Source organism: Nonomuraea candida (assembly GCF_000725485.1).
In the GTDB taxonomy this organism is placed as follows: Bacteria; Actinomycetota; Actinomycetes; order Streptosporangiales; family Streptosporangiaceae; genus Nonomuraea; species Nonomuraea candida.
In genome coordinates this window covers 191,586-217,444 of sequence record NZ_JOAG01000011.1, presented here as the reverse complement: position 1 = coordinate 217,444, position 25,859 = coordinate 191,586, and the positions used below count along the sequence as shown (strand labels likewise).

The 25,859-nt window shown below is 74.2% G+C and carries 21 protein-coding genes; 13 read left to right on the top strand and 8 right to left on the bottom strand.

Annotated features, from left to right (window positions below):
- The 4 genes from IO39_RS58850 to IO39_RS11975 form a co-directional block, all read right to left on the bottom strand.
- The coding region (locus IO39_RS58850) for a serine/threonine-protein kinase (RefSeq protein ID WP_043620308.1) at positions 1–1,249 on the bottom strand (1,249 nt) is incomplete at its 3' end.
- Positions 1,250–1,596: 347 nt separating this feature from the next.
- Complete coding sequence (locus IO39_RS11985; RefSeq protein ID WP_245641928.1) at positions 1,597–2,823, bottom strand: NAD(P)-binding domain-containing protein; 1,227 nt, start codon at positions 2,821–2,823, stop codon at positions 1,597–1,599.
- Between the two features lie 117 nt (positions 2,824–2,940).
- On the bottom strand, positions 2,941–3,963 hold the full coding sequence (locus IO39_RS11980) for a LacI family DNA-binding transcriptional regulator (protein WP_043620499.1): 1,023 nt from the start codon (positions 3,961–3,963) through the stop codon (positions 2,941–2,943).
- Entirely contained in the window at positions 3,947–6,586 is a 2,640-nt protein-coding gene (locus IO39_RS11975) for a glycoside hydrolase family 3 N-terminal domain-containing protein (protein WP_084772718.1), read from the bottom strand. Before IO39_RS11975 ends, IO39_RS11980 begins: the two co-directional genes overlap by 17 nt.
- 364 nt (positions 6,587–6,950) lie before the next feature.
- Between IO39_RS11975 and IO39_RS11970 the strand changes: the two genes are divergently transcribed.
- From IO39_RS11970 to IO39_RS11960, 3 genes are all read left to right on the top strand, one after another.
- Positions 6,951–8,318 (top strand): extracellular solute-binding protein, encoded by a 1,368-nt coding sequence (locus IO39_RS11970; RefSeq protein ID WP_043620303.1) that lies wholly within the window; start codon positions 6,951–6,953, stop codon positions 8,316–8,318.
- 62 nt (positions 8,319–8,380) lie between these two features.
- Entirely contained in the window at positions 8,381–9,226 is an 846-nt protein-coding gene (locus IO39_RS11965) for a carbohydrate ABC transporter permease (protein ID WP_157548220.1), read from the top strand.
- Between the two features lie 3 nt (positions 9,227–9,229).
- Complete coding sequence (locus IO39_RS11960; RefSeq protein WP_043620297.1) at positions 9,230–10,132, top strand: carbohydrate ABC transporter permease; 903 nt, start codon at positions 9,230–9,232, stop codon at positions 10,130–10,132.
- Here the strand turns inward: IO39_RS11960 and IO39_RS11955 are convergent.
- The 3 genes from IO39_RS11955 to IO39_RS11945 all read right to left on the bottom strand — a co-directional run bounded on the left by IO39_RS11955 (position 10,101) and on the right by IO39_RS11945 (position 12,679).
- Complete coding sequence (locus IO39_RS11955) at positions 10,101–10,955, bottom strand: phosphotransferase enzyme family protein (RefSeq protein WP_084772716.1); 855 nt, start codon at positions 10,953–10,955, stop codon at positions 10,101–10,103. The genes IO39_RS11960 and IO39_RS11955 overlap by 32 nt on opposite strands.
- A 192-nt stretch (positions 10,956–11,147) precedes the next feature.
- Positions 11,148–11,909: a hypothetical protein gene (locus IO39_RS11950; RefSeq protein WP_157548212.1), complete on the bottom strand. Its 762-nt coding sequence runs from the start codon at positions 11,907–11,909 to the stop codon at positions 11,148–11,150.
- 2 nt (positions 11,910–11,911) lie between these two features.
- Positions 11,912–12,679, bottom strand: coding sequence for a bestrophin-like domain (locus IO39_RS11945; RefSeq protein ID WP_043620291.1), 768 nt, complete (start codon positions 12,677–12,679; stop codon positions 11,912–11,914).
- A gap of 695 nt (positions 12,680–13,374) precedes the next feature.
- Here IO39_RS11945 and IO39_RS56715 point away from each other — a divergent pair.
- From IO39_RS56715 to IO39_RS11930, 3 genes are read left to right on the top strand one after another with little or no spacing between them, the layout of a single operon-like run.
- Positions 13,375–15,390, top strand: a complete 2,016-nt coding sequence (locus IO39_RS56715) for an AAA family ATPase (RefSeq protein ID WP_043620289.1) — start codon at positions 13,375–13,377, stop codon at positions 15,388–15,390.
- Between the two features lie 36 nt (positions 15,391–15,426).
- Entirely contained in the window at positions 15,427–16,404 is a 978-nt protein-coding gene (locus IO39_RS11935; protein WP_043620287.1) for a helix-turn-helix transcriptional regulator, read from the top strand.
- 13 nt (positions 16,405–16,417) lie between these two features.
- Positions 16,418–16,753 carry an avidin-fold protein gene (locus IO39_RS11930; RefSeq protein WP_500690330.1) on the top strand — a complete coding sequence of 112 codons (336 nt, stop codon included), beginning with the start codon at positions 16,418–16,420 and terminating at the stop codon, positions 16,751–16,753.
- A 42-nt stretch (positions 16,754–16,795) separates the two neighbouring features.
- On the opposite strand, the gene IO39_RS50520 is transcribed toward IO39_RS11930, so the two are convergent.
- Entirely contained in the window at positions 16,796–17,425 is a 630-nt protein-coding gene (locus tag IO39_RS50520) for an Lrp/AsnC family transcriptional regulator (RefSeq protein ID WP_245641927.1), read from the bottom strand.
- A 192-nt stretch (positions 17,426–17,617) separates the two neighbouring features.
- Here IO39_RS50520 and IO39_RS11920 point away from each other — a divergent pair, with 192 nt between their 5' ends.
- From IO39_RS11920 to IO39_RS11890, 7 genes are all read left to right on the top strand, one after another.
- Positions 17,618–19,207: an ABC transporter substrate-binding protein gene (locus tag IO39_RS11920; RefSeq protein ID WP_043620281.1), complete on the top strand. Its 1,590-nt coding sequence runs from the start codon at positions 17,618–17,620 to the stop codon at positions 19,205–19,207.
- Between the two features lie 12 nt (positions 19,208–19,219).
- The gene (locus IO39_RS11915; protein ID WP_052422773.1) at positions 19,220–20,242 is read left to right on the top strand and encodes an ABC transporter permease; all 1,023 of its coding nucleotides are present in this window, start codon (positions 19,220–19,222) and stop codon (positions 20,240–20,242) included.
- Complete coding sequence (locus IO39_RS11910) at positions 20,239–21,117, top strand: ABC transporter permease (protein ID WP_043620278.1); 879 nt, start codon at positions 20,239–20,241, stop codon at positions 21,115–21,117. Before IO39_RS11915 ends, IO39_RS11910 begins: the two co-directional genes overlap by 4 nt.
- The gene (locus IO39_RS11905) at positions 21,114–22,064 is read left to right on the top strand and encodes an ABC transporter ATP-binding protein (RefSeq protein ID WP_084772714.1); all 951 of its coding nucleotides are present in this window, start codon (positions 21,114–21,116) and stop codon (positions 22,062–22,064) included. Before IO39_RS11910 ends, IO39_RS11905 begins: the two co-directional genes overlap by 4 nt.
- Positions 22,061–22,969, top strand: coding sequence for an ABC transporter ATP-binding protein (locus IO39_RS11900; protein WP_043620275.1), 909 nt, complete (start codon positions 22,061–22,063; stop codon positions 22,967–22,969). Before IO39_RS11905 ends, IO39_RS11900 begins: the two co-directional genes overlap by 4 nt.
- 182 nt (positions 22,970–23,151) lie before the next feature.
- Positions 23,152–24,096 carry a M24 family metallopeptidase gene (locus IO39_RS11895; RefSeq protein WP_245641926.1) on the top strand — a complete coding sequence of 315 codons (945 nt, stop codon included), beginning with the start codon at positions 23,152–23,154 and terminating at the stop codon, positions 24,094–24,096.
- 150 nt (positions 24,097–24,246) lie between these two features.
- On the top strand, positions 24,247–25,845 hold the full coding sequence (locus tag IO39_RS11890) for a Na+/H+ antiporter (protein ID WP_043620269.1): 1,599 nt from the start codon (positions 24,247–24,249) through the stop codon (positions 25,843–25,845).
- Positions 25,846–25,859: the final 14 nt, after the last annotated feature.

Genomic DNA, 25,859 nt, shown 5'->3' with positions numbered 1-25,859 from the left:
GGGCGGCCGTGCCCGGGGGCGGGGTGGCGGGCAGGCCCACGTACGTGATCGGCGGCGTGGCGGCGAACGGCTCCCCGGCCGTCGGCGCCACCTCGGAGGGCGAGGGCCGCTCCGGCGACGGCTCGCCGGGCGCCGGCGTGAGCGAGGGCGCGGGTGAGGGCACGGGTGAGGGCGCAGGTGACGGCACGGCGGTGAACGGCGGGGCCGACGTGCCGGGCGGCAGCGCGAGGCCGCCCTCCGGCTCCGGCGCGCCGCCGAGAATCACGAACGACGAGGCCACCGCCGCCGCGGTGGCCAGCACCAGCCCGCCGGTCACGGCGAACCTGCCCACCGGCGACAACGTGTTGTGGAACAGGCTCGTGGCGCCGCCGCCCGCGTCCGCGACCGCCTGCGGCCTGGGCAGCAGGGCGGCCAGCGGCATGGTCAGGATCGCCAGCGCGGCGCGCCCGCGCAGCTCCCAGTCCGCCCCGTACGCGGCCCGCGCGGTCTCCTCCAGCTCGTCGAGGAACGCCTGCGCCGACTCCGGCCGCCGCTCCGGCTCCTTGGCCAGACCGTGCCCGACCAGCGGGCGCAGCGGCTCCTCGACGTCCTCCAGCGGGGGCGGCACGTGCTGGTGCTGGTAGGCCAGGGCGGCGACGCTCTCGGCGTGGAAGGCGCGGTGGCCGGTCAGGCACTCGTAGAAGACCAGGGTGGCGGCGTACACGTCGGTGCGCGGGGTGGCCGGGGCGTCGTCCCACTGCTCGGGCGCCATGTACGCCGGCGTGCCCGCCCGCGCGGCCGTCTCCCCGAAGCGGGCCGCCACGCCGAAGTCGACGAGCTTGCTCTCGCCCTCCTGGGTGATCAGCACGTTCTCGGGCTTGAAGTCGCGGTGCACGACCCCGTGCCGGTGCGCCTCCACCAGGCCGAGCAGCGCGCCCTTCAGCAGCGCCAGCGCGGCCTCCGCGCCCGTCGGGCCCTCGTGCTCCAGCATCCGCCGCAGCGTCACGCCCTCCACCAGCTCCATCACGATGCAGGCGTCGTCGTCGCCTTCGACGTAGTCGAGCAGGCGGGCGGTGTGGGGGCTGTCGATCTCCTGGATGACCAGGGCCTCGGAGCGGAACCTGGCGGCGAAGCCGACGTCCTCGCGTAACGGGTCGGATAAGTGCTTGATCGCCACCGCCAGCCCGTCGGAGTCGCGCACGGCGAGCATCACCCGGCCGGTCCCGCCGTGACCGAGTTCCCGGATCTCCGTGTAGCCGGGAACTTCCATGCTAAGTCCTCCCCTGACCTCATAAAGATCCTTATGTCAGGACGCTATCCCGGCGTCACACCCCGTGTCGAGCCCCTTCGCGGGAGTAACCATCGCTCTGCCGCAATCGATATTTTTACTACTCGGCATAGTAGGACGGGAGGCGTCCCGCACCCGCCGCACCCGCTTCTCCGGCGCCCTCCCGGCCACCCCCGGCACCCGCTCCGACCAGGCCGGACACCGCCCCCGGCCCGCTCAACCCCGGTCCCAGGCCGGGTCGGCCTCAGGTCCCAGGCCGGGCCGGCCGCTCGTTCCGGGACCGGCCGGCCCTCGGTCCGGGCCGGTTCAGCCGGCCGTTCCTGGACCGGTCAGGCGGCGGGGCGGGCCGGCTGGGCGGTCAGGTAAGCGCGCACGTTGCGGGCCGCCGTACGGCCGGCGCGGTTGGCGCCGATCGTGCTGGCCGAGGGGCCGTACCCGACGAGCTGGAGCCGGGGCTCCTTGATCACCTGGGTGCCGTCCACGCGGATGCCGCCCCCAGGCTCCCTGAGCCGGAGCGGGGCGAGGTGGTCGAGGGCCGCCCGGAACCCGGTCGCCCAAAGGATCGTGTCAGCCGCCACGTACCGGCCGCCGTCCCGAGACACGCCGGTCCCGGGCGCGCCGCTCCCGGGCGCGGCGCTCCCGGGCCTGCCGGCCGCTGGCGGGCTGTTCCAGAGCACGCCGTCCGCCACGATCCGGTCGAACATCGGCAGCCGGTTCAGCGCCCCCTTCTCCATGGCCTCGCGAACGACCGTGCTGTAGCGGAGCCCGGTCACGCTCACCACGCTCTGCGGGGGCAGACCGGCGCGCACGCGGGCCTCGACCATGGCGACGGCCTCGCGCCTGGCCTCCTCGTCGAACTCCTCCTCCGCCAGGACGGGCGGGCGCCGCGTGACCCAGACCATCGCGGCGGCCACCCCGGCGAGCTCGGACAGCACGTGCATCGCCGACGCGCCGCCGCCCACCACGACCACCCGCCGCCCCGCGAACTCGGCCGGCCCCCGGTATCCGGCGTAGTGGAGCTGCCGGCCCGTGAAGTCCGCCGCGCCCGGATAGTACGGCCAGTACGGGCGCGTCCACGTGCCGGTCGCGTTGACCACGGCCCTGGCCGCCCACTCCCCCGCGTCGGTCTCGACCACGAGCCGCCCTTCCCCCGCCGCGTCTCTGACGGCCGTGACGCGGACCGGGCGGACGACGCGCAGGCCGCTCTCGCGCTCGTACTCGGCGTAGTAGCCGGGCACCGCCTCGGCCGCCGGCCGCCGCCCGTCGCCGTCCGGCCGGCGGGCCAGGCCGGGCAGGTCGAAGACGCCGTGCACCTTGTCCATCGTGAGCGACGGCGACCGTTCGCGCCACGCCCCTCCCGCGCCCGCGCCCGCGTCCAGCACGACCGGCTCGAAGCCGAACCGCCGCAGGAAGTACGCGCTGGACAGGCCCGCCTGCCCGGCCCCGATCACCACGACCTCGCTGAGCTCCACGACGGCTGCAACCACCGCCCGCCCCCGCGTCTTCCCGGCGGCGAGGCCCCGCACGACGCCTCCCGCCCGGACGAGGGGCTTCAACGCCACCACCGCCCCGCCGCGAGAGCCACCTCCCAGACACGGGGCCGCCCGCCGGGAAGGCCCCCCGGGCACAGCCCTCAGGGGGGTCCCCGTCACAAAAGACACCGCCGGGGGGTGTCAGGGGCGGCGGGGCACGGGGGCGGTCGAGCCGCGTACGACGAGTTCGGTGGCGAGTTCCACGTGGTGGGAGTCGATGCGCTCCCCGGCCGCCAGCCGCAGCGCCGTGCGGAGGGCGACCCCGCCCATCTCGCGCAGCGGCTGGCGGATCGTGGTCAGCGGCGGCGAGGTGATCTGGGCGATCTGGGTGTCGTCGAACCCGACGATGCTGAGGTCCTCGGGGATGCGCAGGTTACGGGCCCGCGCGGCCTCCAGGATGCCGACGGCCATCTCGTCGCTGCCCGCGAAGATGGCCGTGGGCGGGTCCGGCAGGTCGAGCACCGCCGCCCCGCCCTCGACGCCGTCGTGGTAGCGGAAGTGCCCCGAGCGCACGTATTCGGGCGGCACCGGCGCCCCCTCGGCCTCCATCGCCGCGCGGTAGCCCGCCATCCGCGCCTGGTTGCAGGCGGCGGTGGCCGGGCCGCCGACGTAGGCGATGCGGCGGTGGCCGAGCGAGAGCAGGTGGCCGGCGGCGGCCAGGCCGCCGGCGAAGTTGGTCGAGCCGATGCTGGTCACCCGGGTGCGGGGCAGGTTGAGCGGGTCGATGAGCACCAGCGGCAGCCGGGCCCTGGCCAGCGCGGCCGGCTGCCCCGAGGTCAGCTCGCTGGTGACGGCGATCAGGGCCCGCCGGCCGGCCGCGACCAGCCCGCGCGCCCAGGCGGTGGTACGCGCCTCGCCGCTCCTGATGCTGACCACGACCCCGACCCCGGCCTCGGCCCCGGCCGCCACCGCGCCCTGGATGATCTCGGTCGAGTACGCGGTGAGGTCGGTGTCGAACTGCACCTCGACGGTGGCCAGCCCGGACGGCTCGCGGCGCGGCGCGGGGGCGACGTAGTCGTGCTGCCGCAGCAGCGACTGCACCAGCGAGCGGGTGGCCGGCGAGACGTCGCTGCGGCCGTTGAGCACCTTGGAGACGGTGGCGACCGAGACGCCGGCCGAGGCCGCGACCGTGGCCAGCGTGGCGCGCCTAGGACTGGCGGGCATCCGCACCCCCTTGCCGCCGCTCGGCCGGCCCGGCCGCCGCATCGCCGCCCGGCTCACCGACCATGCCGCCGACCGGCACACCGGTCAAGGCATCGGCCGGGCCGCCGCCCGGACAGCCGCCCGGACCGGGGCCCGGGTCGAGGTCCGGGGTGACGGCCGCGGGGGTGACCAGGCGCCGGTCGTGGCCGACGTACCGTGACGGACCGGTCAATCGTACGACGCCGCAGCACGGCAGGTCCGCCGCCGAGGTGCCGACGAGCACCTCGATGTCGCCCGGCTCGACGACGCGCCGCAGGTCGCGCCCCGTGAAGGCGGTGCGGTCGGCGTGCACCGTGAAGCGCACGCGGGCGCCGCGCCCGGGTTCCAGCGGGACCCGCGCGTATCCGGCGAGCTGCCGCACGGGCCGGGTGACCTGGGCCAGGACGTCGTGCAGGTAGAGCTGGACGACCTCCTCCCCGGCCCGGTCGCCGGTGTTGCGCACGGTGACCGACACGGTGAACTCGCCGTCGGTGGGCACCTCGGCGTCGCTGATCCGCAGGTCGGCGACCTCGAAGGTGGTGTAGGAGGCGCCGTGCCCGAAGGGGAACAGCGGCGCCGGGTCGAGGTTGCTGATGCCGTGGCTGTCGGCGCCCAGCGGCGGCTGGAGGTAGGTGCCGGGCTGCCCGCCGGGCAGGCGCGGGATCTGCACGGGCAGCCTGCCGGTGGGCTGGACCCGGCCGGACAGCACGCCGGCGATGGCGGCGCCGCCCTCCTCGCCGGGCATGAACGCCTGCACGAGCCCGGCGGCGGTCGCGTGCACCTCGCCCAGCGCGTACGGGCGCCCGGAGACGACGACCACGACCAGCGGCGTGCCGGTGGCGGCCAGCTCGGCCAGCAGGTCGGCCTGCGCCCCGGGCAGCCGCAGGTCCTCGGCGTCGCAGCCCTCGCCGGAGGTGCCCTGCCCGAACAGGCCGGCCAGGTCGCCCACCACGGCCACGCACACGTCGGCGGCACGGGCGGCGGCGAGCGCGGCGGGGAAGCCGGAGCGGTCGTCGCCCCGCACGTCGCAGCCCTTCTCGTGGCGGATCTCGACGCCGGGCAGCTCCGCCCTGAGCGCGTCGAGCACGGTGGGCGCCTCGATGCCGAGCCCGAGCCCGGGGTGGCGGGGCAGCACGTGGTTGGGGAAGGCGTAGCAGCCCATGAACGTGCGGGGGTCGTCGGCGGCGGGCCCCACGAGCGCGATGCCGCCCTCGGGGGCCAGCGGCAGGGCGTCGCCGGCGTCGAGCAGCACGATCGAGCGCTCGGCCAGCTCTCTGGCCAGGGCGCGGTTGGCGGGCGAGTCGAGGTCCACGTCGCCGGCCCCGGCGACCGACCGCTCCGGCGACCAGCCGGGGTCGAGCAGGCCGAGCTGCACCTTCTGGGTGAGCAGGCGGCGGGCCGCCCGGTCGATGAGCTCTTCGGGGATCTCGCCGGCGCGCACCCGCTCGGCCAGGTGCTGCCCGAAGCCGAGGGTGTCGGGCAGCTCGACGTCGATGCCCGCGGCGAGCGCCTGGACGCCGGCCTCGGCCGGGTCGGCGGCCACCTGGTGCATGGTGGCCAGGAACGGGACCGCCCAGTAGTCGGAGACGACGGTGCCGGTGAAGCCCCACTCCTCGCGCAGCACCTCGGTCAGCAGCCAGGGGTCGGCGGCGGCGGGCACGCCGTCCACGTCGGAGTAGGAGTTCATCACCGAGCGGGCCCCGCCGAGGGCGATGGCGGTCTCGAACGGCGGCAGGATCATGTCCATCAGCTCGCGCCGCCCCATCGGCACGGGGCCGTGGTTGCGGGCGGCGCGGGAGGCGGAGTAGCCGGCGAAGTGCTTGAGCGTGGCGATGATGCCGGCGCTCTCCAGGCCGCGCACGTAGGCGGCGCCGAGCGTGGCGACGAGGTACGGGTCCTCCCCCATCGTCTCCTCCACCCGCCCCCACCGGTAGTCGCGCACCACGTCCAGCACCGGCGACAGCCCCTGGTGGACGCCCACGGCCCGCATGTCGGCGCCGATGGCCGCGGCCATGCGCTCGACCAGCTCGGGGTCGAAGGTGGCGGCCCAGGCGATGGCGGCCGGGTAGACGGTGGCGCCGTAGGCGGTGAAACCGGTCAGGCACTCCTCGTGGACGATGGCGGGGATGCCGAGCCGGGAGGCGGCGACGACGGCGCGCTGCAGGCGCACGACCTCCGCCGCGCCCTGCTCGGGGGTGACGGGGGCGCTGCCGTGCACGCGGGTCAGGTGGCCGAGCCCGTGGCGGACGGCCTCCTCCAGCGGCACGGTGCCGGAGGCGGCGAACACGTCCTGCATGGGCGCCACGTTCAGCGGCTCCGCCCCGGCATCCGGCCCCGCGCCGGTGCCGGGCTCCGGCACCGGACCCGGCACCGCACTCGGCACCGGACCCGGCCCCGCGCCCGACGCCGCCTCCGGATCGGCGCCCGGCTCCGGATCGGCCTGGCTCATGTCGTTGCCGATCCACCGGCTGCCGAGCTGGCCGATCTTCTCCTCCAGCGTCATCTCCGCAAGGAGGGCGTCGACTCGGTCGGCCACGGCGCGCGCCGGGTCCCGCCACGGGCGCAGCGCCCGGTCCGCCGTCGGGGTCCGATCAAGAGCCGTCATCTGGGTGCGCTCCTTAAAGAGGTGCGGTGTCGTCGCAAGTTTTCGAAATGTTTCGACACCGGGGGACGACCTCGGCGCGAAACCCTCCGCCATGTCATAGACCAGGGAAAGGCTCGCGCGGAAGTACCTTACACGTGACCGGCCGGAAATCCAGGGGTTTCCTGATCGTGAAGGTCTTGACACGTTTATTGCCGAAACCTAGATTGGCGAACCCCGCGGTCATGTCGAAAATGTTTCGAGATCCTGTCATTTGGAGGAGTGGGCAGTGGCCTCGAAACGGCGCGGAGCCACGACCGCCGGCCATCGCATGCAGTGATCAACGAGCCGCGACCCCAGCCCGCGGCGCTCACGTACGGAGATCAGCGTGGAGTCCAGGACAACCTCTCGCCGCACCTTCCTCAGCCTCTCCATGGGGCTCCCCCTTGGAGCCGCCCTCGCCGCCTGCGGCGGCCAGGGGCCCACCCAGACCGGAGCGGGAGGTGGCTCGGGCAACGCCACCACCTCCGGCGGCGGCGGTGGCAACAGCGCCACGTACTGGTACCTGTCGACGCAGCCGCAGGAGGGCGTGCGCACCAGGACCATGGAACGGCACAACGCGGCCAACCCGAACGGCAAGATCGTCGGCACGACGTTCCAGAACGACGCGTTCAAGACGAAGATCAAGACGGCGATCGGCGCCGGGCAGGCTCCCACGCTCATCTGGGGCTGGGGCGGCGGCACCCTGCGCAGCTATGTCCAGGCCGGCCAGGTCGAGGACCTGACCTCGTGGTTCGACCAGAACGCGGCCGTGAAGGACAAGCTGTTCCCGTCCTCCTTCGGCGCCGCCACCATCGACGGCAAGATCTACGCGATGCCGTGCGAGACGATGCAGCCCATCGTCCTGTACTACGACAAGCGGGCCTTCGAGAAGATCGGCGCGCAGCCCCCGCAGACGTGGGGCGACATCATGGACCTGGTGCCCAAGTTCAACGCCAAGGGCATCGCGCCGTTCTCGCTGGGCGGCCAGTCGCGCTGGACCAACATGATGTGGCTGGAGTTCCTGTACGACCGGCTGGCCGGCCCCGAGATCTTCCAGGCCGTCTTCGACGGCGAGAAGGACGCCTGGAACCACCCCGACTCCCTCAAGGCCCTGGGCATGGTGCAGGAGCTGGTCAAGGCCGACGGCTTCGTCAAGGGCTTCTCCTCCATCACCGCGGACTCCAACGCCGACCAGGCCCTGCTCTACACCGGCAAGGCCGCGATGATGCTGCACGGCGGCTGGACGTACGGCAGCATGTCCACCGACGGCGGCGACTTCGTCTCCGGCGGCAACCTCGGCTACATGAACTTCCCGCCCATCGACGGCGGCAAGGGCGACCCCGGCAACACCGTCGGCAACCCCGGCCAGTACCTGTCCATCTCCTCCAAGGCCACGCCGGAGCAGGAGGAGATCGCCAAGAAGTTCTTCTCCGGCGCGCTGATCGACGACACCGCGGTCAAGGAGTGGGTGAGCACCGGCGCGGTGCCGATCATCAAGGGCGCCGACGCGCAGTTCGCCTCCTCCAAGGACGCCGACTTCCTCAACTTCGTCTACAACATCGCCGTCAACGCCAAGTCCTTCGCCCAGTCCTGGGACCAGGCGCTCAGCCCGACCGCGGCCGAGGTGCTGCTGGACAACATCGCCAAGCTGTTCCAGCTGTCCATCTCGCCGAAGGAGTTCGCCACGAACATGAACGCGGTCATCGGCAAGTGAGCGCCGTGACGACCACCGCCCGGCCCGCCGCTCGTGCGGGCCGGGGCGGCTCACTCGGGTGGATGACCGTCCCGGCGCTCGTGTTCTTCGTCGGTTTCGCCGTGATCCCGCTGCTCGGGGTGCTCGCGCTGAGCTTCGCGCAGTGGGACGGGCTCGGCGAGATCGGCCTGGCCGGGTTCGGCAACTGGGCGGCGATCCTGGCCGACCCCGGACTGCCGCACGCGCTGTGGATCACCTTCCTCGTCATGGCCGTGTCGTGGGCGGTGCAGACGCCGGCGAGCATCCTGATGGGCACGTTCCTGGCCTCACACCACCGGTACCGGGCGGTCCTGTCGGTGGTGTTCTTCATCCCGCTGCTGCTCAGCTCCGCCGCGCTGGCGATCACGTACAAGGCGCTGCTGGACCCGAACTTCGGGCTCGGCGCGGGCCTGGGGATCCCCATCCTCGTGCAGGACTGGCTGGGCGACCCGGTGCTCGCCTTCGGCGTGGTGATCTTCGTGGTGTCCTGGCAGTACATCCCGTTCCACTCGCTGATCTACCAGGGCGGCGTCCGCCAGATCCCGCGCTCGATGTACGAGGCCGCGGAGCTGGACGGCGCGGGCCGGGTGCGCAGGTTCTTCAGCATCACCCTGCCGCAGCTCAAGTACACGATCATCACGTCCTCGACGCTGATGGTGGTCGGCTCGCTGACCCTCTTCGACCTGATCTTCGTGCTGACCGCGGGCGGCCCCGGCGACGCGACCCGGGTGCTGGCGCTGGACATGTACAAGCGCGGCTTCCAGGCCAACCTGATGGGCCCGGCCAGCGTGATCGCGGTCATCCTCGTCTTCTTCGGCCTCGCCCTGTCGCTGCTGCTGCGCCGGCTCGGCGGGCGCGACTCCGGCCACAGCCAGCTGGAAGGGGCCTGACGCATGACGACCGTCCCCACCGAGGCGCCGGGCCGCGCCGCCACCACCCCCGTGGACCCGCGCCACCGCCGCAAGGTGACCCGCACCAGGGAGCGGCCCAACTGGCTGGCCGGGCTGACCAGCGTGCTGTGGCTGGCGATCGTGATCGTGCCGATCTACTGGATCGTCATCACGAGCTTCAAGTCGCAGTCGAACTACTACCTGGAGAACCCGTTCGCGCCGCCCGCCGAGCCGACGCTGGCCAACTACCGGCTGGTCATCGAGTCGGACTTCGTGCAGTACTTCATCAACAGCGTGATCGCCACCCTCGGCGCCGTGATCCCGGCCGTGGTGGTGAGCTTCATGGCGGCGTACGCGATCGTGCGGGGCCGCAGGAGCCGGGTGCTGCGCTGGACGAACTCGTTGTTCCTCATGGGCCTGGCCATCCCGCTGCAGGCCACGGTGATCCCGATCTACCTGATCATCATCCAGCTCGGCCTGTACGACTCGCTGATGGCGCTGATCCTGCCGTCGATCGCGTTCTCGATCCCGCTGTCGGTGCTGGTCCTGTCGAACTTCATCAGGGACGTGCCCAAGGAGCTGTTCGACTCGATGCGGATCGACGGCGCGACCGAGGGCGAGATGCTCTGGCGGCTGGCCTTCCCGCTGACCCGCCCGGCCGTCGTGACGGTGACGATCTACAACTCGCTGCAGATCTGGAACGGGTTCCTGCTGCCCCTGATCCTCACCCAGAGCCCCGACAAGCGCACGCTGCCGCTGGCGCTCTGGTCGTTCCAGGGCCAGTACAGCATCAACGTGCCCGCGGTGCTGGCCTCGGTCGTGCTGACCACGCTGCCCATCCTCATCCTGTACGTGGTGGGCCGCCGCCAGCTCCTCAGCGGCCTGACCGTGGGCTTCGGCAAGTGAGGCACTCTATGAGAGCGCTCTCGCAGCGGCGCAGGTGCTCGATGTTCGTCTCGTAGAAACGATCGTCCCCGCGGGCGACATGGCCGGCGAAGGCCGCGTCGCCCGCGGCGGCCCGCTCCCGCATGAAGCCGACCAGGTGTTCCAGGCGCCTGATCGCGGTGGCCGGCAGTCTCCGCCGGTCGTCGTCGCCGAGCCCGTACGCGTCGGCGAACAGCCGCAGCCGCCGGCCCTGCTCCGCCACCGGAAGGCCGTCGCCGTCGCCCTCGTGGTGCAGCGGCACGAACCGGTAGGCCGCGTACGCCACGTCCCACACGCGCGGCCCCGGATGCGCCGTGTCGAAGTCGATGAACGCGACCGGCCGGCCCTGCCTGAACACGCAGTTGTACGGGGCCACGTCGCCGTGGCAGATCACCTCGACCGGCTCGACCGGCGGGAAGTACCAGACGGTCCCGGGCGAGAGGGCGGCCGGGAGGTCCGCGGTGGCGTCGTGGTAGGCGCGCAGCAGCCGGGCCACGGCCGCGAGCGCCTCGTCGGCGCGCACCCACGCGGGCAGCGGATAGTCGGCGGTCCGGCCCGGCACGAAGTCGAGCACCTCCCGCCCCCGCCCGTCGATCCCGTGGGCGCGCGGCGCGCCGGTGAACCCCCGGCCCGCCAGGTGCCGCAGCAGCGCGTGCACGGCCGGGGTCCAGGGACCCGCGGGGCGGCGCACGGTGTCTCCCGTCCTGACCACGTGGTTGACACCGCCGCCCGCGAGCGCTTCTTCCTCGGGCACCGCACCTCCCCCGATCGCGACCTCCTTGATCGCGCCGGGCCAGTGTGCCATGACACTTCCGAGTGCCGCGCCCCCTTTGTCGTGAAGTGTCCGATCGGTGGCATTCGAAGTGCCTAGGGCGACGCCTTCGGGGCCAATATCCGCGGGCCCGCGAATTACGGGGGAAAATCGCGTTCACCACTATTGCCAGCGTTTTTCGATAACGTTCCGGGAACCGTACGGAAACGCGGGCGTCACTCCTGATCAGCGGCGGGACCGGAAGGCCACGGCCGTGGTCGAGGTGATGGCCGTCACCACCACGACCGTGAGCAGGACGGTGCTCATCGGGTTGCGCCGGCGGGACGGCGGCTCCGCCCGCTTGACGTAGGACCGGCCCGGCGGCGTCGGCTCGGCGGACGGGGTCGGCCGCGGCGCCGGCGCCGGCGCCGGCGGCACCCGGACCGGCGGCGCGGGCGGCACGGGCGGCGCCGGCCTGGGCGCCGGCCGGGGCCGGCCACGCGGGCAGTCCCCCAGCGCGACCTCACCCGCGCACAGCCCGTCCGGGTAGACCGTCACCCGGGGCACCGTCACCTCGGGCGCCGCGCGCCGCTTCCCGCGCGGCATCGCGATCGACACCCGGGGCCGCGGGGAGCGCTCCGTCAGCACCCTCGGCACCTTGACCCGGGGCCCCACGGTGACCCCCTCGGGCGGCGCGGGCCGCCGCACCCGCACCCCGGGCACCTTCGGCGGCACCACCCGAGGCGGCGGCACCACCCGAGGTGACGGCACCACCCGGGGTGCGGCCACCCGCCCCGCCATCGCCACCGGCCGGACCATCACTTCCTCCTGAGCCATCACCATCGGCCGGGCCGGCGGAACCCCGGCGGTCGTCACAGCGGGCAGAGCCAGGTGGGCGGGTGTTCGCGTCTCGTGCGCCGGGGAGGCGGGGGCCGAGGCGGCCAGGCCCGTCGGGGCGGACGCGATCAGGGCGGCGGCCAGCAGCAGGGGCGCGCGCCTGACACCCACGGTCACATCCCCCCGGCGATGCGCGCGAACTCGTCCAGCGCCCCGCGGAACGCGTCCGGCCCGACGGCCAGCGGGCCGGCGAAGGCGCGGGAGATGTCCCACGACAGGTAGATGCCGAAGCCGAGCAGCCCGGCCGTGGCCACCAGCGGCAGCATCGCCAGCCCGCGCGGCCTGGCCCCGGCCAGGAACGGGAAGACGATGACCAGCGCGCCGGTGAGGATCGTCAGGTGCAGCAGCCCCGCGGGCGGGGCGGCGGCGGCGTCGGCGGTGCGCTGGGCGCGGGCGGTGGAGATCGCGCTCATCTGCTCCAGCACACTGGCCTTGGCGTCCTCCTCCTCGTCGCCGCGCGGCTGCAGGGCGTTGACCCGGCTGCGCAGGTCGTCCATGCGCTCGGCGCCGACGGGGTGCATCTTGCCCTCGGCCATGAGCGGCCACTCCTCCTTGACCACGAACGACACGTAGTCGCGCAGCGACCGGCGCACCTCCTCGGGCGCGGAGCCGGGCAGGCCGGAGGCGGCCCAGTAGGCGTCGACCGCGGCCTGGCTCTCGGCGTGGGTGTTGAGGCGGGCGGCGTCGGCCGTGGTCCACGGCACGATGATCGCGATGGCGAAGACCAGCAGGAACATGGCCGACAACATCGCGCCCGCGTGCGCGGCCGACGGGCCGTTGGGGTCGCGGTCCTCACCCGCTCTCTTCACCCGCCTGAACACCAGCGCGGTGAGGCCCACCGCACCCACCGCCGCCAAGATCGAGAGCGTGTACGCCACCATGAAGATCTCCCGGACCTCTTCGAATACGCAGTGTCACATTACTATCACACAGCGCATTGTTGGCGTCAGGAGCGGATTGGTAAAGTCCCGGGCAACCCCCACCCCCGCACTGACCCCGGCACCCGACCCCCGAAACACACCGCGCGAGGCGTGCCGGCCGGTGAGGTGCGACGGTCGGTGAGGTGCGACGGGGCGGCCGGCGCATGGCTACGCGCGCCTGCCGCCCCGGTGTACCGCCGGACCCGGCGCCGGTATGGCGAGGACCGGCGCTGCGACGTGGCAGCTGCTCCACGGGGGCCGGCGGGCACCTTCCCCTGCGCGGCGACGACCTGGCCGTCCCTCCGCGAACGGCCCGTTGATCCTCACCTGCGCCCCTCCCTCGGGGGACGCCTCACATGTTCGGGCCTTCCCGGCCGCCGCGCCTCAGGGTCCGCCCCAGGGATTACCCCTGGGCCACGCCGCCGCGCGCACGTCGGCGCCGGCCCCCGCGCGCCACTCCCGTCCACGCGCGCCCCGCCGACCCGCCCGCGCGCTGCCCCGCCCGCTCCCGGGCGGCAGGGAACGCGTGCTCAGGGAGGACACCCGGGGATGACCCCTGGGTTTCGCGCGGGCTCGGGACAGAGGGACAGTCAAGTGTCACTTGAGGGTGCCGCCGCGGCGCGCGAACGTGGGAGCCAGGGACTCGGGAGGCCCCCATGGCCGAGCCGGCCGCCACGTTCGTCGGGCGCGACCACGAGCTGCGCTGCCTGGACGAGGAGCTCGCGCGTGTCCGGGCCGGCCTGCCCCGGCTCGTGGTGGTGGAGGGGCCGGCCGGGATCGGGAAGACGACCCTGGTCCACCGGTTCCTGGAGGCGTGCGGCCCGGCGGACCTGCTGTTCGCCGACGGGGACGAGGGCGAGCAGCCGCTGCCGTACGGGACGCTGACCCGGCTGTTCAGCGGGCCGGGCGGGCTGCCGCCACGGCTGGCGGAGCTCGGGCTGGGCGGGCCCCTGCCACGACCGGCCGCGCCCGGCCCGGCCGGCGAGGGGCGGACGCCGGACCCGCCGACCGTCGGCGAGGAGCGGACGCCAGGCCCGAAGACGGTCGGCGAGGGGCGGACGCCGGACCCGACGGCGATCGGCGAGGGGCGGACGCCAGGTCCGGGGACGGACGGCGAGGGGCGGAGGCCGGAGCCGCCGGCGGTCGGGGAAGGGCGGATGCCCGACCCGCTGGCGGTCGGGGCGGCGCTGCTGGACGTGGTGGGCGAGCGGCGGCACGGCGAGCCGCTCTGCCTGGTCGTGGACGACGTGCACTGGGCGGACGAGCCGACGCTGCGGGCGCTGACGTTCTGCCTGCGCCGGCTGCGGGTGGACCGGGTGCTGGCGGTGCTGCTGCTGCGCGACGCGGCGGCGCTGCCGGGCCCGGAGGGGCTGCTGCGGCTGATGGCCGCCCGCACGACCCGGCGGTTGCGGCTGTCCGGGCTGCGCGTCCCCGAGGTGGCGGCCCTGGTCAGCGGGCTGGGCGCGGGGGCGGTGTCGCGGCGGGGGCTGGCGCGGCTGGTCGAGCACACCGAGGGCGTGCCGCTGCACCTGCGGGCGCTGCTGGAGGAGGTGCCCGCCGCGGCGCTGGACGAGCTGGGGCGGCCGTTGCCGGCGCCGCGCTCGTACGCGCTGCTGGTGCTGGCGAAGGCGGCCAGGTGCGCGCCGCCCGCGCGGGAGCTGATCGGCGCGGTGAGCGTGCTGGGCCTGTCGTGCCCGCTGCACCTGGCGGCCGAGGTGGGCGGGGTGGCGCAGCCGTTGCAGGCGCTGGAGCAGGCGGTGCGCGAGGGCGTGCTGGTGGAGCGGTCGTCCGCGCGCGGCCCGGTGGCGGCCTTCGCGCATCCGCTGGACCGCGCGGCCGTCTACCGCGCCCTCGGCCCGGCGCGCCGGGCGGCGCTGCACGCGCGGGCGGCGCTGGTGGCGGAGGGCGCGCAGGCGCGGCTGCGTCACCGCGTCGAGGCGGTGGCGGGCCCGAGCCCCGAGCTGGCCGCCGAGCTGGCGGAGCTGGGCCGGGAACAGGCGCGGCTCGGCGCGTTCGGCAGCGCCGCCGAGCACCTCAAGGCGGCCGCGGAGCTGTCGGGCGATCCGGCTCCGCTGGCCGCCGAGGCGGTGGAGGCGCTGCTGCTCGACGGGCGGGTGGAGGAGGCGGCCAGGCTGACCGCGGACCTGCCCGAGCGGGCGCATCCGGCGGTGCGCGGCTACGCCCTGGGCCATCTGGCCATGGTGCGCGGCCACGTCGAGGAGGCCCGCGCGCACCTCGTCGCGGCGTGGGAGCGCGCCGGGCCGCCGGAGTCGGGCCTGGCGGCGCGGGCCGCGCAGCAGCTCGCGATGCTCTGCCTGGTCAGCGCCGAGGGCAGGCAGGCGGCCCGGTGGGCGGAGCGGGCCAGGACCGCGCCCGGCCACCGCTTCAGCGTGGACTACAACCGGTGCACGCTGCTGACCGGGCTGGGCGTCTCGGGCCAGATCGACGCCGCGCTGGCGGCCACCGCCGACCTGCCGGCGCCCGCGTCGGCCACGATCGCGGAGCTGGACGCGCTGCTCGGGCGCGGGATGCTGCGCGTGTGCAGCGACGACCTGGCGGGCGGGCTGGCGGACCTGTCGGGGGCGGTGGCGGCGTGCGGGGAGCGCTCGGTGCCCTTCCGCATGCTGGCGATGGCGATGCTGGGGCAGGCCGAGTACCGGGCCGGCCGCTGAGACGACGCGGGCCTGCACGCCGAGACCGCCGCGTCGGTGGCCGACGACGCCGACCAGCGGTGGCTCTCGCCGGTCTGCCACGCGCTGGCCGCGCTGGTCCCGGCCGCCCGCGGCGACTGGGACGCGGCGCGGGCGCACGTGGCGGCGGCGCTGCCGGGCCGGGGCGCGAGCGTGGACGCGGTGGCCGCGCTGGCCTACGGGTGCAGCGCCGCCGCCCACCTGGCCGCCGCGCGGGGCGATCACGCCCGCACGGTGGCGGCGCTGGAGCCGCTGCTGTCGGTGAAGGTGCACGACATCGTGTACGAGCCCGGCGTCGTGCAGTGGCTCGACCTGCTGGTCGAGGCCCTGGTGGGGCTGGGCGACCTGGACCGGGCCGAGGCGCGGCTCACCGGGATGGAGCGCCTGGCCGGGCGGCGGGGCAGGCGTTCGGCGCTGGCGGCGGCGGCGCGGTGCCGGGGCGTCCTGCACGCGGCCCGGCACGAGAACGCGGCGGCCGAGGCGGCGTTCACGGCCGGGCTGGCGCATGTGGCGGCGGCGGGCTCGCCGTTCGACGAGGGGCGGCTGCGGCTGGCGTACGGGAGGTTCCTGCGCAGGCTGGGGCGGCGCAGGCAGGCGCAGGCGCAGCTCGGGCCGGCGCTGGAGCTGTTCGCGCGGCTGGGCGCGCTGCCGTACGCCGACCGGTGCGAGCGGGAGCTGAGCGCCTGCGGGCTGCCGCGCGAGGAGGGCGGGAGCACGCCGCTGATGCGGCTGACGCCGCAGGAGCAGGCGGTGGCGCGGCTGGTGGCGACCGGGATGACGAACCGGCAGGTGGCCAGGGAGCTGGTGCTGAGCGTGAAGACCATCGAGTACCACCTGGGCAACGCGTTCGCGAAGCTGGGGGTGAACTCGCGCCGGGGCGGGGGGGGGCCGGGGCGCTCCGCCCCCCCCCCCCCGCCCCGGCTGGACGGATTGGCGGGCGTTGACGGTGACACCTCACCATTCGTCCAGCCGATTGCTGATATTTCGGGAACGTAGGGACCATAGGGGGGTGAATCTTAACGGTCGTAAATTCGTCATGGTGAGCTCGACGGCGAGCACGGTGAACCCCGACAGCCCCACGCGGTTCGAGTACTGGGAGGACGACGAGGTCGTCTGGGGCAGCTACACCGGCGACACCGTGACGCAGGGGCGCTTCGTCGGCACGCGCGACGGCGACCAGGTGACGATCTCCTACGTGCACGCGCTGGTGGCCGGCGGCAAGGCGGGCGGCAGGAGCACCAGCCGCATCGAGACCGGGCAGGACGGGCTGCTGCGGCTGGTGGAGGAGTTCAGCTTCGAGGGCGACGACACCCGGCACGTCAGCGTCTGCACCGAGGTCGTCTGAGAAGCCGCGCGAGAAGGGCCCGAACAGGGCCTGTCCAGCAGGTCAGCCGTCCTTGCGCAGGGCGGCCCGGCCCTCGGCGGCGCCGACGAAGCGCATCTTGCCGAGCGGCACGTCGCCGCCCTGCGCCTCCGGCCGCCGCTGCGGACGGGCGGCCTGCGCCCCGCCGGGCGCGCCCGGCTGGGCCCCGGGCTGCGGCCCGGACGCGGCGCGGGCCGCGGCCTGCCCCCGGGCCTGGGCGCGGTCGCTGGGCAGCACGTACGGCCGCCTGAGCACCTCGTCCAGGATGAACACCGTCTCGGTCGCCTTGACCGCCGGGATGTTGGCCAGCCGGTCGGTCACCATGGTGTGCACGGCGGCCACGTCGGAGACGCGCACCTGGATCATGGCGTCGTGCTGGCCGGTGGTGATCGCGCAGTATTCCACCTCCGGCATCCTGGCCAGCTCCGCCCTGAACTGCTTCCACATCTGCTGCCGCACGGTCACGAAGATCAGCGCGGTGATGCCGAGCCCGGCCCTGACGTGGTCGATCTCGGCGGTGAACCGCTTGATCGCGCCGTCCGCGCGCAGCGCCTCGAACCGGGTGTAGGCGTTGGCCCGGGAGATGCCCACCCGCTCGGCCAGCGCCGCCACCGAGATCCTGCCGTTCTCGCGCAGGACCTCGAGGATCTTCATGTGGGTCTCGTCCAGTTCGAGCCCGATGCCGATCCGTCCAGCCTGACCGCCACCGGCGACACCATTTCTGGAAATTTCACTCATCATTACCTCATCGCTCTTTATATCCGTCTCGCCGACCGCACGGAGCCTGGACGTTCTGCCGCACAATCCTCGACATCCTTCTGCCGAACGTCCATTTGGAGGACTTACATGGCGACCCGCTCGCAGACGGCGGCTGTGCTGCTCGCCGGTGCACTCGCCCTCGCCGCCTGCGGAAGCGGCGGCACCACCCCCCAGACCTCGGGCGGCCCCGGGGCCTCCGGCGCGGGCAAGACCCTCGTCATCGACACCTCCTTCGACCTCAAGACCGCCGACCCCGGCCGCACGTACGAGCCGACGGGGCTCATCGTCGGCAAGGCGGTGTACGAGACGCTGCTGACGTTCGACGGCGGCGACGTGACCAAGCCGGTGCCGGCGCTGGCCGAGTCGTACGAGCTGTCGGAGGACGGCAAGACGCTGACCCTCAAGCTGAAGCAGGGGGCCACCTTCGCCGACGGCTCGCCGGTGACGGCCGACGACGTGGTGTTCTCGCTCACGCGGGTGCGTGACATGAAGGGTACGCCGTCGTTCCTGCTGGACGGTGTCGAGGTGGCCAAGACCGACGACACGACGATCACGATGACGTCGAAGGCGGCCAACCCGGCGCTGCCGTTCATCCTGCCGAACCCGGCGCTGGGCATCATCAACAGCAAGCTGGCCAAGCAGAACGGCGCGACCACGGACGCCCAGGACAAGGCCGAGCAGTACCTGAACGCGAACTCGGCCGGGTCGGGCCCGTACCAGATCGAGTCCTTCAACGTCAGCAGCCAGGTCACGCTCAAGGCCAACCCCAAGTACCACGGGACCAAGCCCGCCTACGACCGGGTCGTCATCCGCAACGTCGAGGCCGCCACCCAGAAGCTGAACGTCCAGCGCGGCGACAGCCAGGTGGCGCTCAACCTGTCGGGCGACCAGGTGACCGGCATGCCCGCGACGCTCCAGGTCAAGAAGACCGCCTCGGCGAACGTCATCTTCCTGCTGGCCAACCAGGACTCGGCGGTCAGCAAGACCACGCCGAACGCCAAGTTCGTCGAGGCCGTGCGCAAGGGCATCGACTACGCGGGGCTGCTGGAGCTGGCCGGCGAGGGCTCGACGCAGGCGCCGGGCGTCATCCCGTCGCAGATCCTCGGCGCGCTGCCCGCCGACCAGGCCGCCAAGCGCGACGTCGAGGGCGCCAAGGCGGCGCTGGCCGCCAGCGGGCTGTCCAACCCGACCGTCAAGCTGGAGTACCCGAGCGAGCTGACCGTCAACGGCCTGTCGTTCCAGCCGCTGGCCGAGCGCGTCCAGGCCAACCTCAAGGAGGTCGGCATCACGGTGGACCTGCAGCCCGCGCCGGTCACGACGGCGCTGGACAACTACCGCAACGGCAAGGAGGAGATGGGGCTGTGGTACTGGGGCCCCGACTACCCCGACCCCAGCGACTACCTGGCCTTCCTGCCCGGTAAGACGGTGGGCCTGCGGGCCGGCTGGAAGGCGGGCGCGGCCAAGGAGATCGAGGAGGCGGGCGAGAAGGCCGCCGGGACCCTCGGCGACGACGCGCGCAAGGCCGCCTACGCCGACGTGCAGACCAAGCTGAACGCCGCCGGCCCCTTCATCCCGCTGATCCAGCCGAGCCAGAACATCGTGACGGCGGCGTCGGTGACCGGGCTGGAGTACCACCCCGTGTGGACGGTCGACGTGGCCGACCTCGGCGTCAAGTAGGGACGGCCCGGGGTGCATCCGCTCGCGCGGTTCCTCGTCCGCCGGGTCCTGCTGGCGGTCCTCATGGCCTGGGGCATCACGCTGGTGACGTTCGTGCTGACGAACCTCGTCCCCGGCGACCCCGTGGCGGCCAACCTCGGCCAGCGGGCCATGAGCGACCCCGCCATCGTGTCGCAGTGGCGGGCCGAGCACGGCCTGGACCGGCCGCTGTGGCAGCAGTACCTGCTCTACCTGCAGGGCCTGGTCCAGGGTGACCTGGGCATGAGCCAGCAGAGCCACCGTCCCGTCAGCCAGGACCTGGCCGAGTTCGTGCCGGCGACGCTGGAGCTGGCGGGCGCGGCCATCCTGGTCTCGCTCGTGCTGGGCGTGGCGTTCGGGGTGGTGGCGGCGCTGCGCAGGGACCGGCTGCCGGACCACGCGCTGCGGGTGCTGAGCCTCATCGGCATCTCGGTGCCGACGTTCTGGCTGGCGCTGGTGGCGTTCTACGTCTTCTTCTACCGGCTGCAGCTCACCCCGGGCAGCGGCCGGGTGGACGTGGCGCTCGGCCTGGCCCCGCCCGTGACCGGCCTGCAGACGGTGGACGCGCTGCTGGCCGGGCGGTGGGACATCTTCGCCTCCGCCGCCGGCCATCTCGTCACGCCGGCGCTGGTGCTGGCCCTCTACACGATCGGGCTGCTGACCAGGTTCACCCGTTCGGCGGTGCTGGAGGTGCTGGGGCAGGACTACGTGCGCGCCGCCAGGGCCAAGGGCCTGCCGGGGCGGACGATCCTGTTCAGGTACGTGCTGCGCTCCGCCCTGGTGCCCATCATCACCGTGGCGGGCCTGGCGTTCGGCAGCCTGCTGTCCGGCACGGTGCTGGTCGAGGCGATCTTCGCCTGGCCCGGCATCGGCCAGTACGCCTACAAGAGCGCCACCACCCTCGACCTGCCCGCCGTCATGGGCGTCGGCCTGGTCGTGGGCGTCGTCTACCTGGTCATCAACCTGATCGTGGACGTCCTGTACGGCGTGATCGATCCCCGAGTGAGGCTCCAATGAGACGGCGCGACCCCCTGGCCCGCAAGGGCCTGCTGCGGCGTTTGCCGGAGGCGTGGCGGCAGCCGCTGGCCGTGGCCGGCGGCGTGCTGGCCGTGGCCTGGATCGTCATCGCGCTGGCCGCCCCCGTGCTGGCCCCGCACGACCCGCTGGCCCAGGAGCTGCCCCGGCTCGCGCCGCCCGGCCCCGGGCACTGGTTCGGCACCGACCAGCTCGGCCGCGACATCCTCAGCCGCGTCATGTACGGCGCGCGGGTGTCGATCCCGCTGACGCTCCTGCTGGTGGCGATGTCGGTGCTGATCGGCGGGCTGCTCGGCGCCTGCGCCGGGTACTTCGGCCGCTGGGTCGACGAGACCATCATGCGGGTGGCGGACCTGGTGTTCGCCTTCCCGACCGTGATCCTGGCCATGGTGGTGGCCGCGGCGCTGGGCGCGAGCCTGACGAACGCGGTGCTGGCGGTGCTGGTCGTGGCCTGGCCGGCGTACGCGCGGGTGACGCGCGGGCTGGTGCTGGGGGTGCGGGAGCGGGAGTTCGTGCTGAGCGGGCGGCTGCTGGGCTTCTCGGTCTGGCGCTCGCTGCGCGTGGACGTCCTGCCGAACGTGACCGGCCCCGTCCTGGTGCTGGCCACCCTCGACATCGGCACCGCGCTGCTGCTGCTGTCCGGCCTGTCGTTCCTGGGCCTCGGCGCCAAGCCGCCCTCCCCCGAGTGGGGGGCGATGGTGGCCTCGGGCGTGGAGGTGTTCGACAGCTGGTGGGTGGCGACGTTCCCGGGGCTGGCGATCCTGACGGTGGTGCTGGCGTTCAACTTCCTCGGCGACACGCTGCGGGACGCGCTCGACCCGCGCACGGCCCGGGCGATCAAGGAGCGTGCGCTGTGACGCTGGACATCACGGACCTGAAGGTGACGATCGGCGGCAAGGAGATCCTGCGCGGCGTCGACCTGACGCTGACGGCCGGCCGGGTGCACGGCCTGGCCGGGGAGAGCGGCTCGGGCAAGACGATGACCGGGCTGGCCGTGCTGGGGCTGCTGCCGCACGGGTCGCGGACGGCCGGCTCGATCCGGCTGGACGGGCGGGAGCTGCTGACGCTGCCGCCCAAGGAGCTGAACAAGGTGCGCGGCGGCGAGGTCGCCATGGTCTTCCAGGACCCGGCGACGAGCCTGCACCCGATGCTCACGATCGGCAGGCAGCTCACCGAGCACATGCGCCACCACCTCGGGCTGGGCCGGGCCGAGGCGAAGGCGCGGGCGGTGGAGCTGCTCGGCAAGGTGCGCATCCCCGGCCCGGAGGAGGCCTACGGGCGTTTCCCGCACCAGTTCTCCGGCGGCATGCGCCAGCGCATCGCGATCGCCGTCGCGCTGGCCTGCTCGCCGAAGGTGCTGATCGCCGACGAGCCGACGACCGCGCTGGACGTGACCGTGCAGGCGGGCGTGCTGCGGCTGCTGCGCGGGCTCTGCGACGAGCTGGGCCTGGCGGTGCTGCTGGTGACGCACGACCTGGGGGTCATGTCGGCGGTGGCGGACGAGGTGAGCGTGATGAAGGACGGCCTGGTGGTCGAGTCGGGGCCGCGCGGCCGGGTGCTGCGCGAGCCCGCGCACCCCTACACGCGCGCCCTGCTGGACTCCCTGCCCGACGCGGAACTCGACCCGGCGGAGTCCGGCACCCCGAAGTCCGGCACCCCGGAGTCCGGCACTGCGAAATCCGGCACTGCGAAATCCGGCACTGCGAAATCCGGCACTGCGAGATCCGGCACTGCGAGATCCGGCACTGCGAGATCCGAGACTGCGAATTCTGGTGCGGCGGAACCCGATGCGGAGGCGCGATGAGCCTGCTGACCATTGACGACCTGGTCGTCGAGCACCGCTCCCCCGGGCGTCCCGTGGTGCGGGCCGTGGCCGGGGCCAGCCTGGCGGTGGCGGCGGGCGAGGTGGTCGGGCTCGTCGGCGAGTCCGGGTGCGGCAAGTCGACGCTGGCCCGCGCCGTCTGCGGGCTGAACCCGGTCACCGGCGGCTCGGTCGCCTTCGACGGGCAGCCGGTCACCCCGCTCGGCCTGCGGCGCAGGAAGCTGACGGGGATCCAGATGGTGTTCCAGGACCCGTACGCGTCGCTGAACCCGCGGCGGCGGGTGGGCGACCAGATCGCCGACGGGCTGCGCACGGCGGGTGACACCACCACCGCCCCCGCCGACCTGCTGGAGCGCGTCGGCCTGCCGCGCGACTTCGCCGGGCGGCACCCGCACGAGTTCTCCGGCGGGCAGCGGCAGCGCATCGCCATCGCGCGGGCGCTGGCGGCCCGGCCGCGGCTGCTGATCGGCGACGAGCCGATCTCCGCCCTGGACGCCTCCGCGCAGTCGCAGGTGGCCAAACTCATGCGGGACCTGGCCGTGGAGTCGGGGGCCGGGCTGCTGTTCATCAGCCACGACCTGTCGGTGGTGCGGCTGATCGCCGACCGGATCGCGGTCATGTACCTGGGCCGGATCGTCGAGGTGGGCCGGACGGCCGAGGTGTGGGCCGAGCCGCGGCACCCGTACACGAAGGCGCTGCTGGGGGCGATCCCGAAGCCGGACGGGATGGGCGTGCTGCCCGCCGAGCTGCCGGGCGACGTCCCCGATCCGGCGAACCCGCCGGCCGGGTGCCGCTTCCATCCGCGCTGCCCGCTGGTGATGGACGTGTGCCGCGAGAAGGAGCCCGACTTCGGCCCGGTCGCCTGCTGGCTCCACGAACCGAAGTGACCCGCCCCCCGTACGAAGGCCCCGCACCACACGACGGGCCTGCACCGGACCCGCCCGCGCCGGACGGGGCCGCGCCGGACGGAGACGCGCCGGACGGAGACGCGCCGGACCCGCCCGCGCCCGACGGAGACGCGCCGGACGGGGCCGCGCCGGAGGAGGGGGTCGGGGGGCGGGTGGCGGCCGTGCGGAAGGGCATGGCCGGGGCCGGGATCGACGCGCTGGTGCTGCGGCCCTCCCCCGACTACCGCTTCCTGGGCGGCGGCGAGGGGGCGTTCCTGGTGGTGACGGCGGACGTGGTGGCCGAGACCGGGGACCCGGCCCGGCTGGTGCCCGCGGGGGCGCGGCGGGTCGGGGTGGACCCCGAGATGCGGGTGCGCGAGCTGTTCGGGCTGGCGATCGAGGCCGAGCTGGTGCCCGCGTCCCCGGTGCTGGCGCCGCTGCGGCTGCGCAAGGAGCCGCGGGAGGTGGCGGCCGTCGCCCGCGCGGTGGCGGCCGCGGAAGGGGTGCTGGCGCGGGCCCGCGAGCTGGCCTGGTTCGGGGCGAGCGAGCGGGAGATGGCCCGGCGGCTGCGGCTGCTGCTGGTGGAGTCGGGCTGCGAGGACGTGGTGGCGGTGCGCGTGGCGGCCGGCGAGCACACCGCCGGGCCCGCGCACGTGCCCGGCGCACGGGTGATCAACCCCGGTGACGCGCTGACGGTGTCGGTGTGCGGGCGGTGGGACGGCTACTGCGCCGAGGTGGCCCGGGTCTTCGCCGTGGCCGAGCCGCCGGAGGACTTCGACGCGATGTACTCGGTGGTGCTCGCGGCCCACCGCGCCGGCCTGGCCGCGCTGCGGCCCGGCGCGCCGGTGTCGGAGGTGTCGCGGGCGGTCACCGAGATGATCGAGGACAGCGGGTACGGCCGGTTCGCGGCGGCGCACGCGGGCCGGGGCGTGGGGCTGGCGCCCGACGAGGGCCCGCGGCCGGGGGACGGCACGGTGCTGGCGCCCGGCATGACGTTCTGCCTGGAGCCGGCCATCTACGTCCCCGACCTGTTCGGCGCCCGCCTGGCCGACGTCGTGACCTGCACCGCCACCGGCCCCCTCCCCCTCGGCGCCGCCCCGCCCGCCCTGGAGATCCTCGACCGCTGACTCCCTCCGGCACCACCCCGCCACGCCGGGACGGAAGCCGCGCCTGTCCTCCTGCCTGATCGCGGGCCGGAAGCCGCGCTCCCGGGTGCGGTGCGGCGGGGGCCGGGGGTGGCTCGTTTACGCTGGTCACGGGGATCACTTGGGGGCGTCGTGGACCAGTTCGTGCTGCTCATGCTGGTGTTGCTGGGCGCGCTGATCACCGTCCCCCTGGGCGAGCGGCTGGGCCTGCCGGCGCCGGTGCTGATGACGCTGCTGGGCATCCTGCTGGCCGTCCTGCCCTTCGTGCCGAACGTGGACGTCCCGCCCGGCATCGTCCTGCCGCTGCTGCTCCCGCCCCTGCTGTACGCCGCCGTGCAGCGCACGTCGTGGCGGCAGTTCGCGGCCAACTGGCAGCCGATCTTCCTGCTGGCCGTGGCGCTGGTGTTCGTGACGACGGCGGCCGTGGCGGGCACGGCGCACGCGCTGGTGCCCGGGCTGCCGCTGGCCGCCGCGGCGGCGCTGGGCGCGCTGGTGGCGCCGCCCGACCCGGTGGCGGCCACGGCGGTGGCGGGACGGCTCGGGCTGCCCAGGCGCATGGTGTCGCTGCTCGAAGGCGAGGGGCTGTTCAACGACGTGACGGCGATCGTGCTCTACCACGTGGCGATCGCGGCCGTCGTGACCGGCGTGTTCTCCTGGCCGGGGGCGCTGGCCGAGCTCGTGCTGTCGGCCGTGGTGGCCGTGCTGGTGGGACTGGCGCTGGGGTGGCTGGGCGGGCGGCTGATGGCGCTGCTGGGCGACGCCACGCTGCAGGTGGGGTTGTCGCTGCTGGTGCCGTTCGCGGCGTACGCGCTGGCCGACGAGCTGCGCGGCTCCGGGGTGCTGGCGGTGCTGACCAGCGCCTTCTACCTGAGCGACCGCATGTTCGAGGCGGACGACGTGTTCGGCAGGTTCGCCTCGACGACGTTCTGGCAGGTCGTGGACACGCTCGTGACGGGGGTGGCGTTCGGGCTGATCGGGCTGGAGCTGCACGCGGCGCTGGGCACCGTGCACGGGCGGCTCGGGCCGCTGCTGGGCTGGAGCGCCGCCGTGGTCGCGGTCGTGGTGCTCGTCCGGCTGCTGTGGCTGCTCCCGGCGGCGTGGCTGGCCAAGCTGCTGGCCGGGCGGGCGCGCGGCGCGGCGGCCGAGGACTCGGAGATCCCGCTGAGCTGGCGCGAGACCGTGGTCATGTGGTGGGCGGGCATGCGCGGAGTGGCGTCGGTGGCGCTGGCGCTGGCCATCCCGCTGGAGACGGAGGACGGGACGCCGTTCCCCGAGCGGTCGGTGATCGTGTTCATCGCGTTCGCCGTCATCCTGACGACGCTGGTGGTGCAGGGGCTGACGCTGCCGTGGCTGGTGGGCAGGCTCGGGGTGAAGGCGGACACGGCGGCCGAGCGGGAGCTGGAGAAGCGGCTGGCCCTGCGCGCGGCGAAGGCGGCCAGGCGGCGGCTGCGGGAGATCGACGAGGCCGAGGAGCTGCCCGAGGACGTGGTCGAGGTGCTGCAGCGGCGGATGATCGACCTCGGCATGCGGATCAGCCCCGAGGTGGCCGACGAGGAGCGGCGGGAGGCGTACGAGCAGCGGGCGCGGCGCGTGCTGCTGATGCGGCGGGTGCAGGCCGAGATGATGTCGGCCGCCCGGCAGGCGGTGCTGGAGGCGCGGCGCGACCCGAGCGCCGACCCGGCGGTGGTCTCGCGGGTGCTGCGCCGGCTCGACGCCCGGAGCCTGCGATGAAAGGCCAGGTAGAG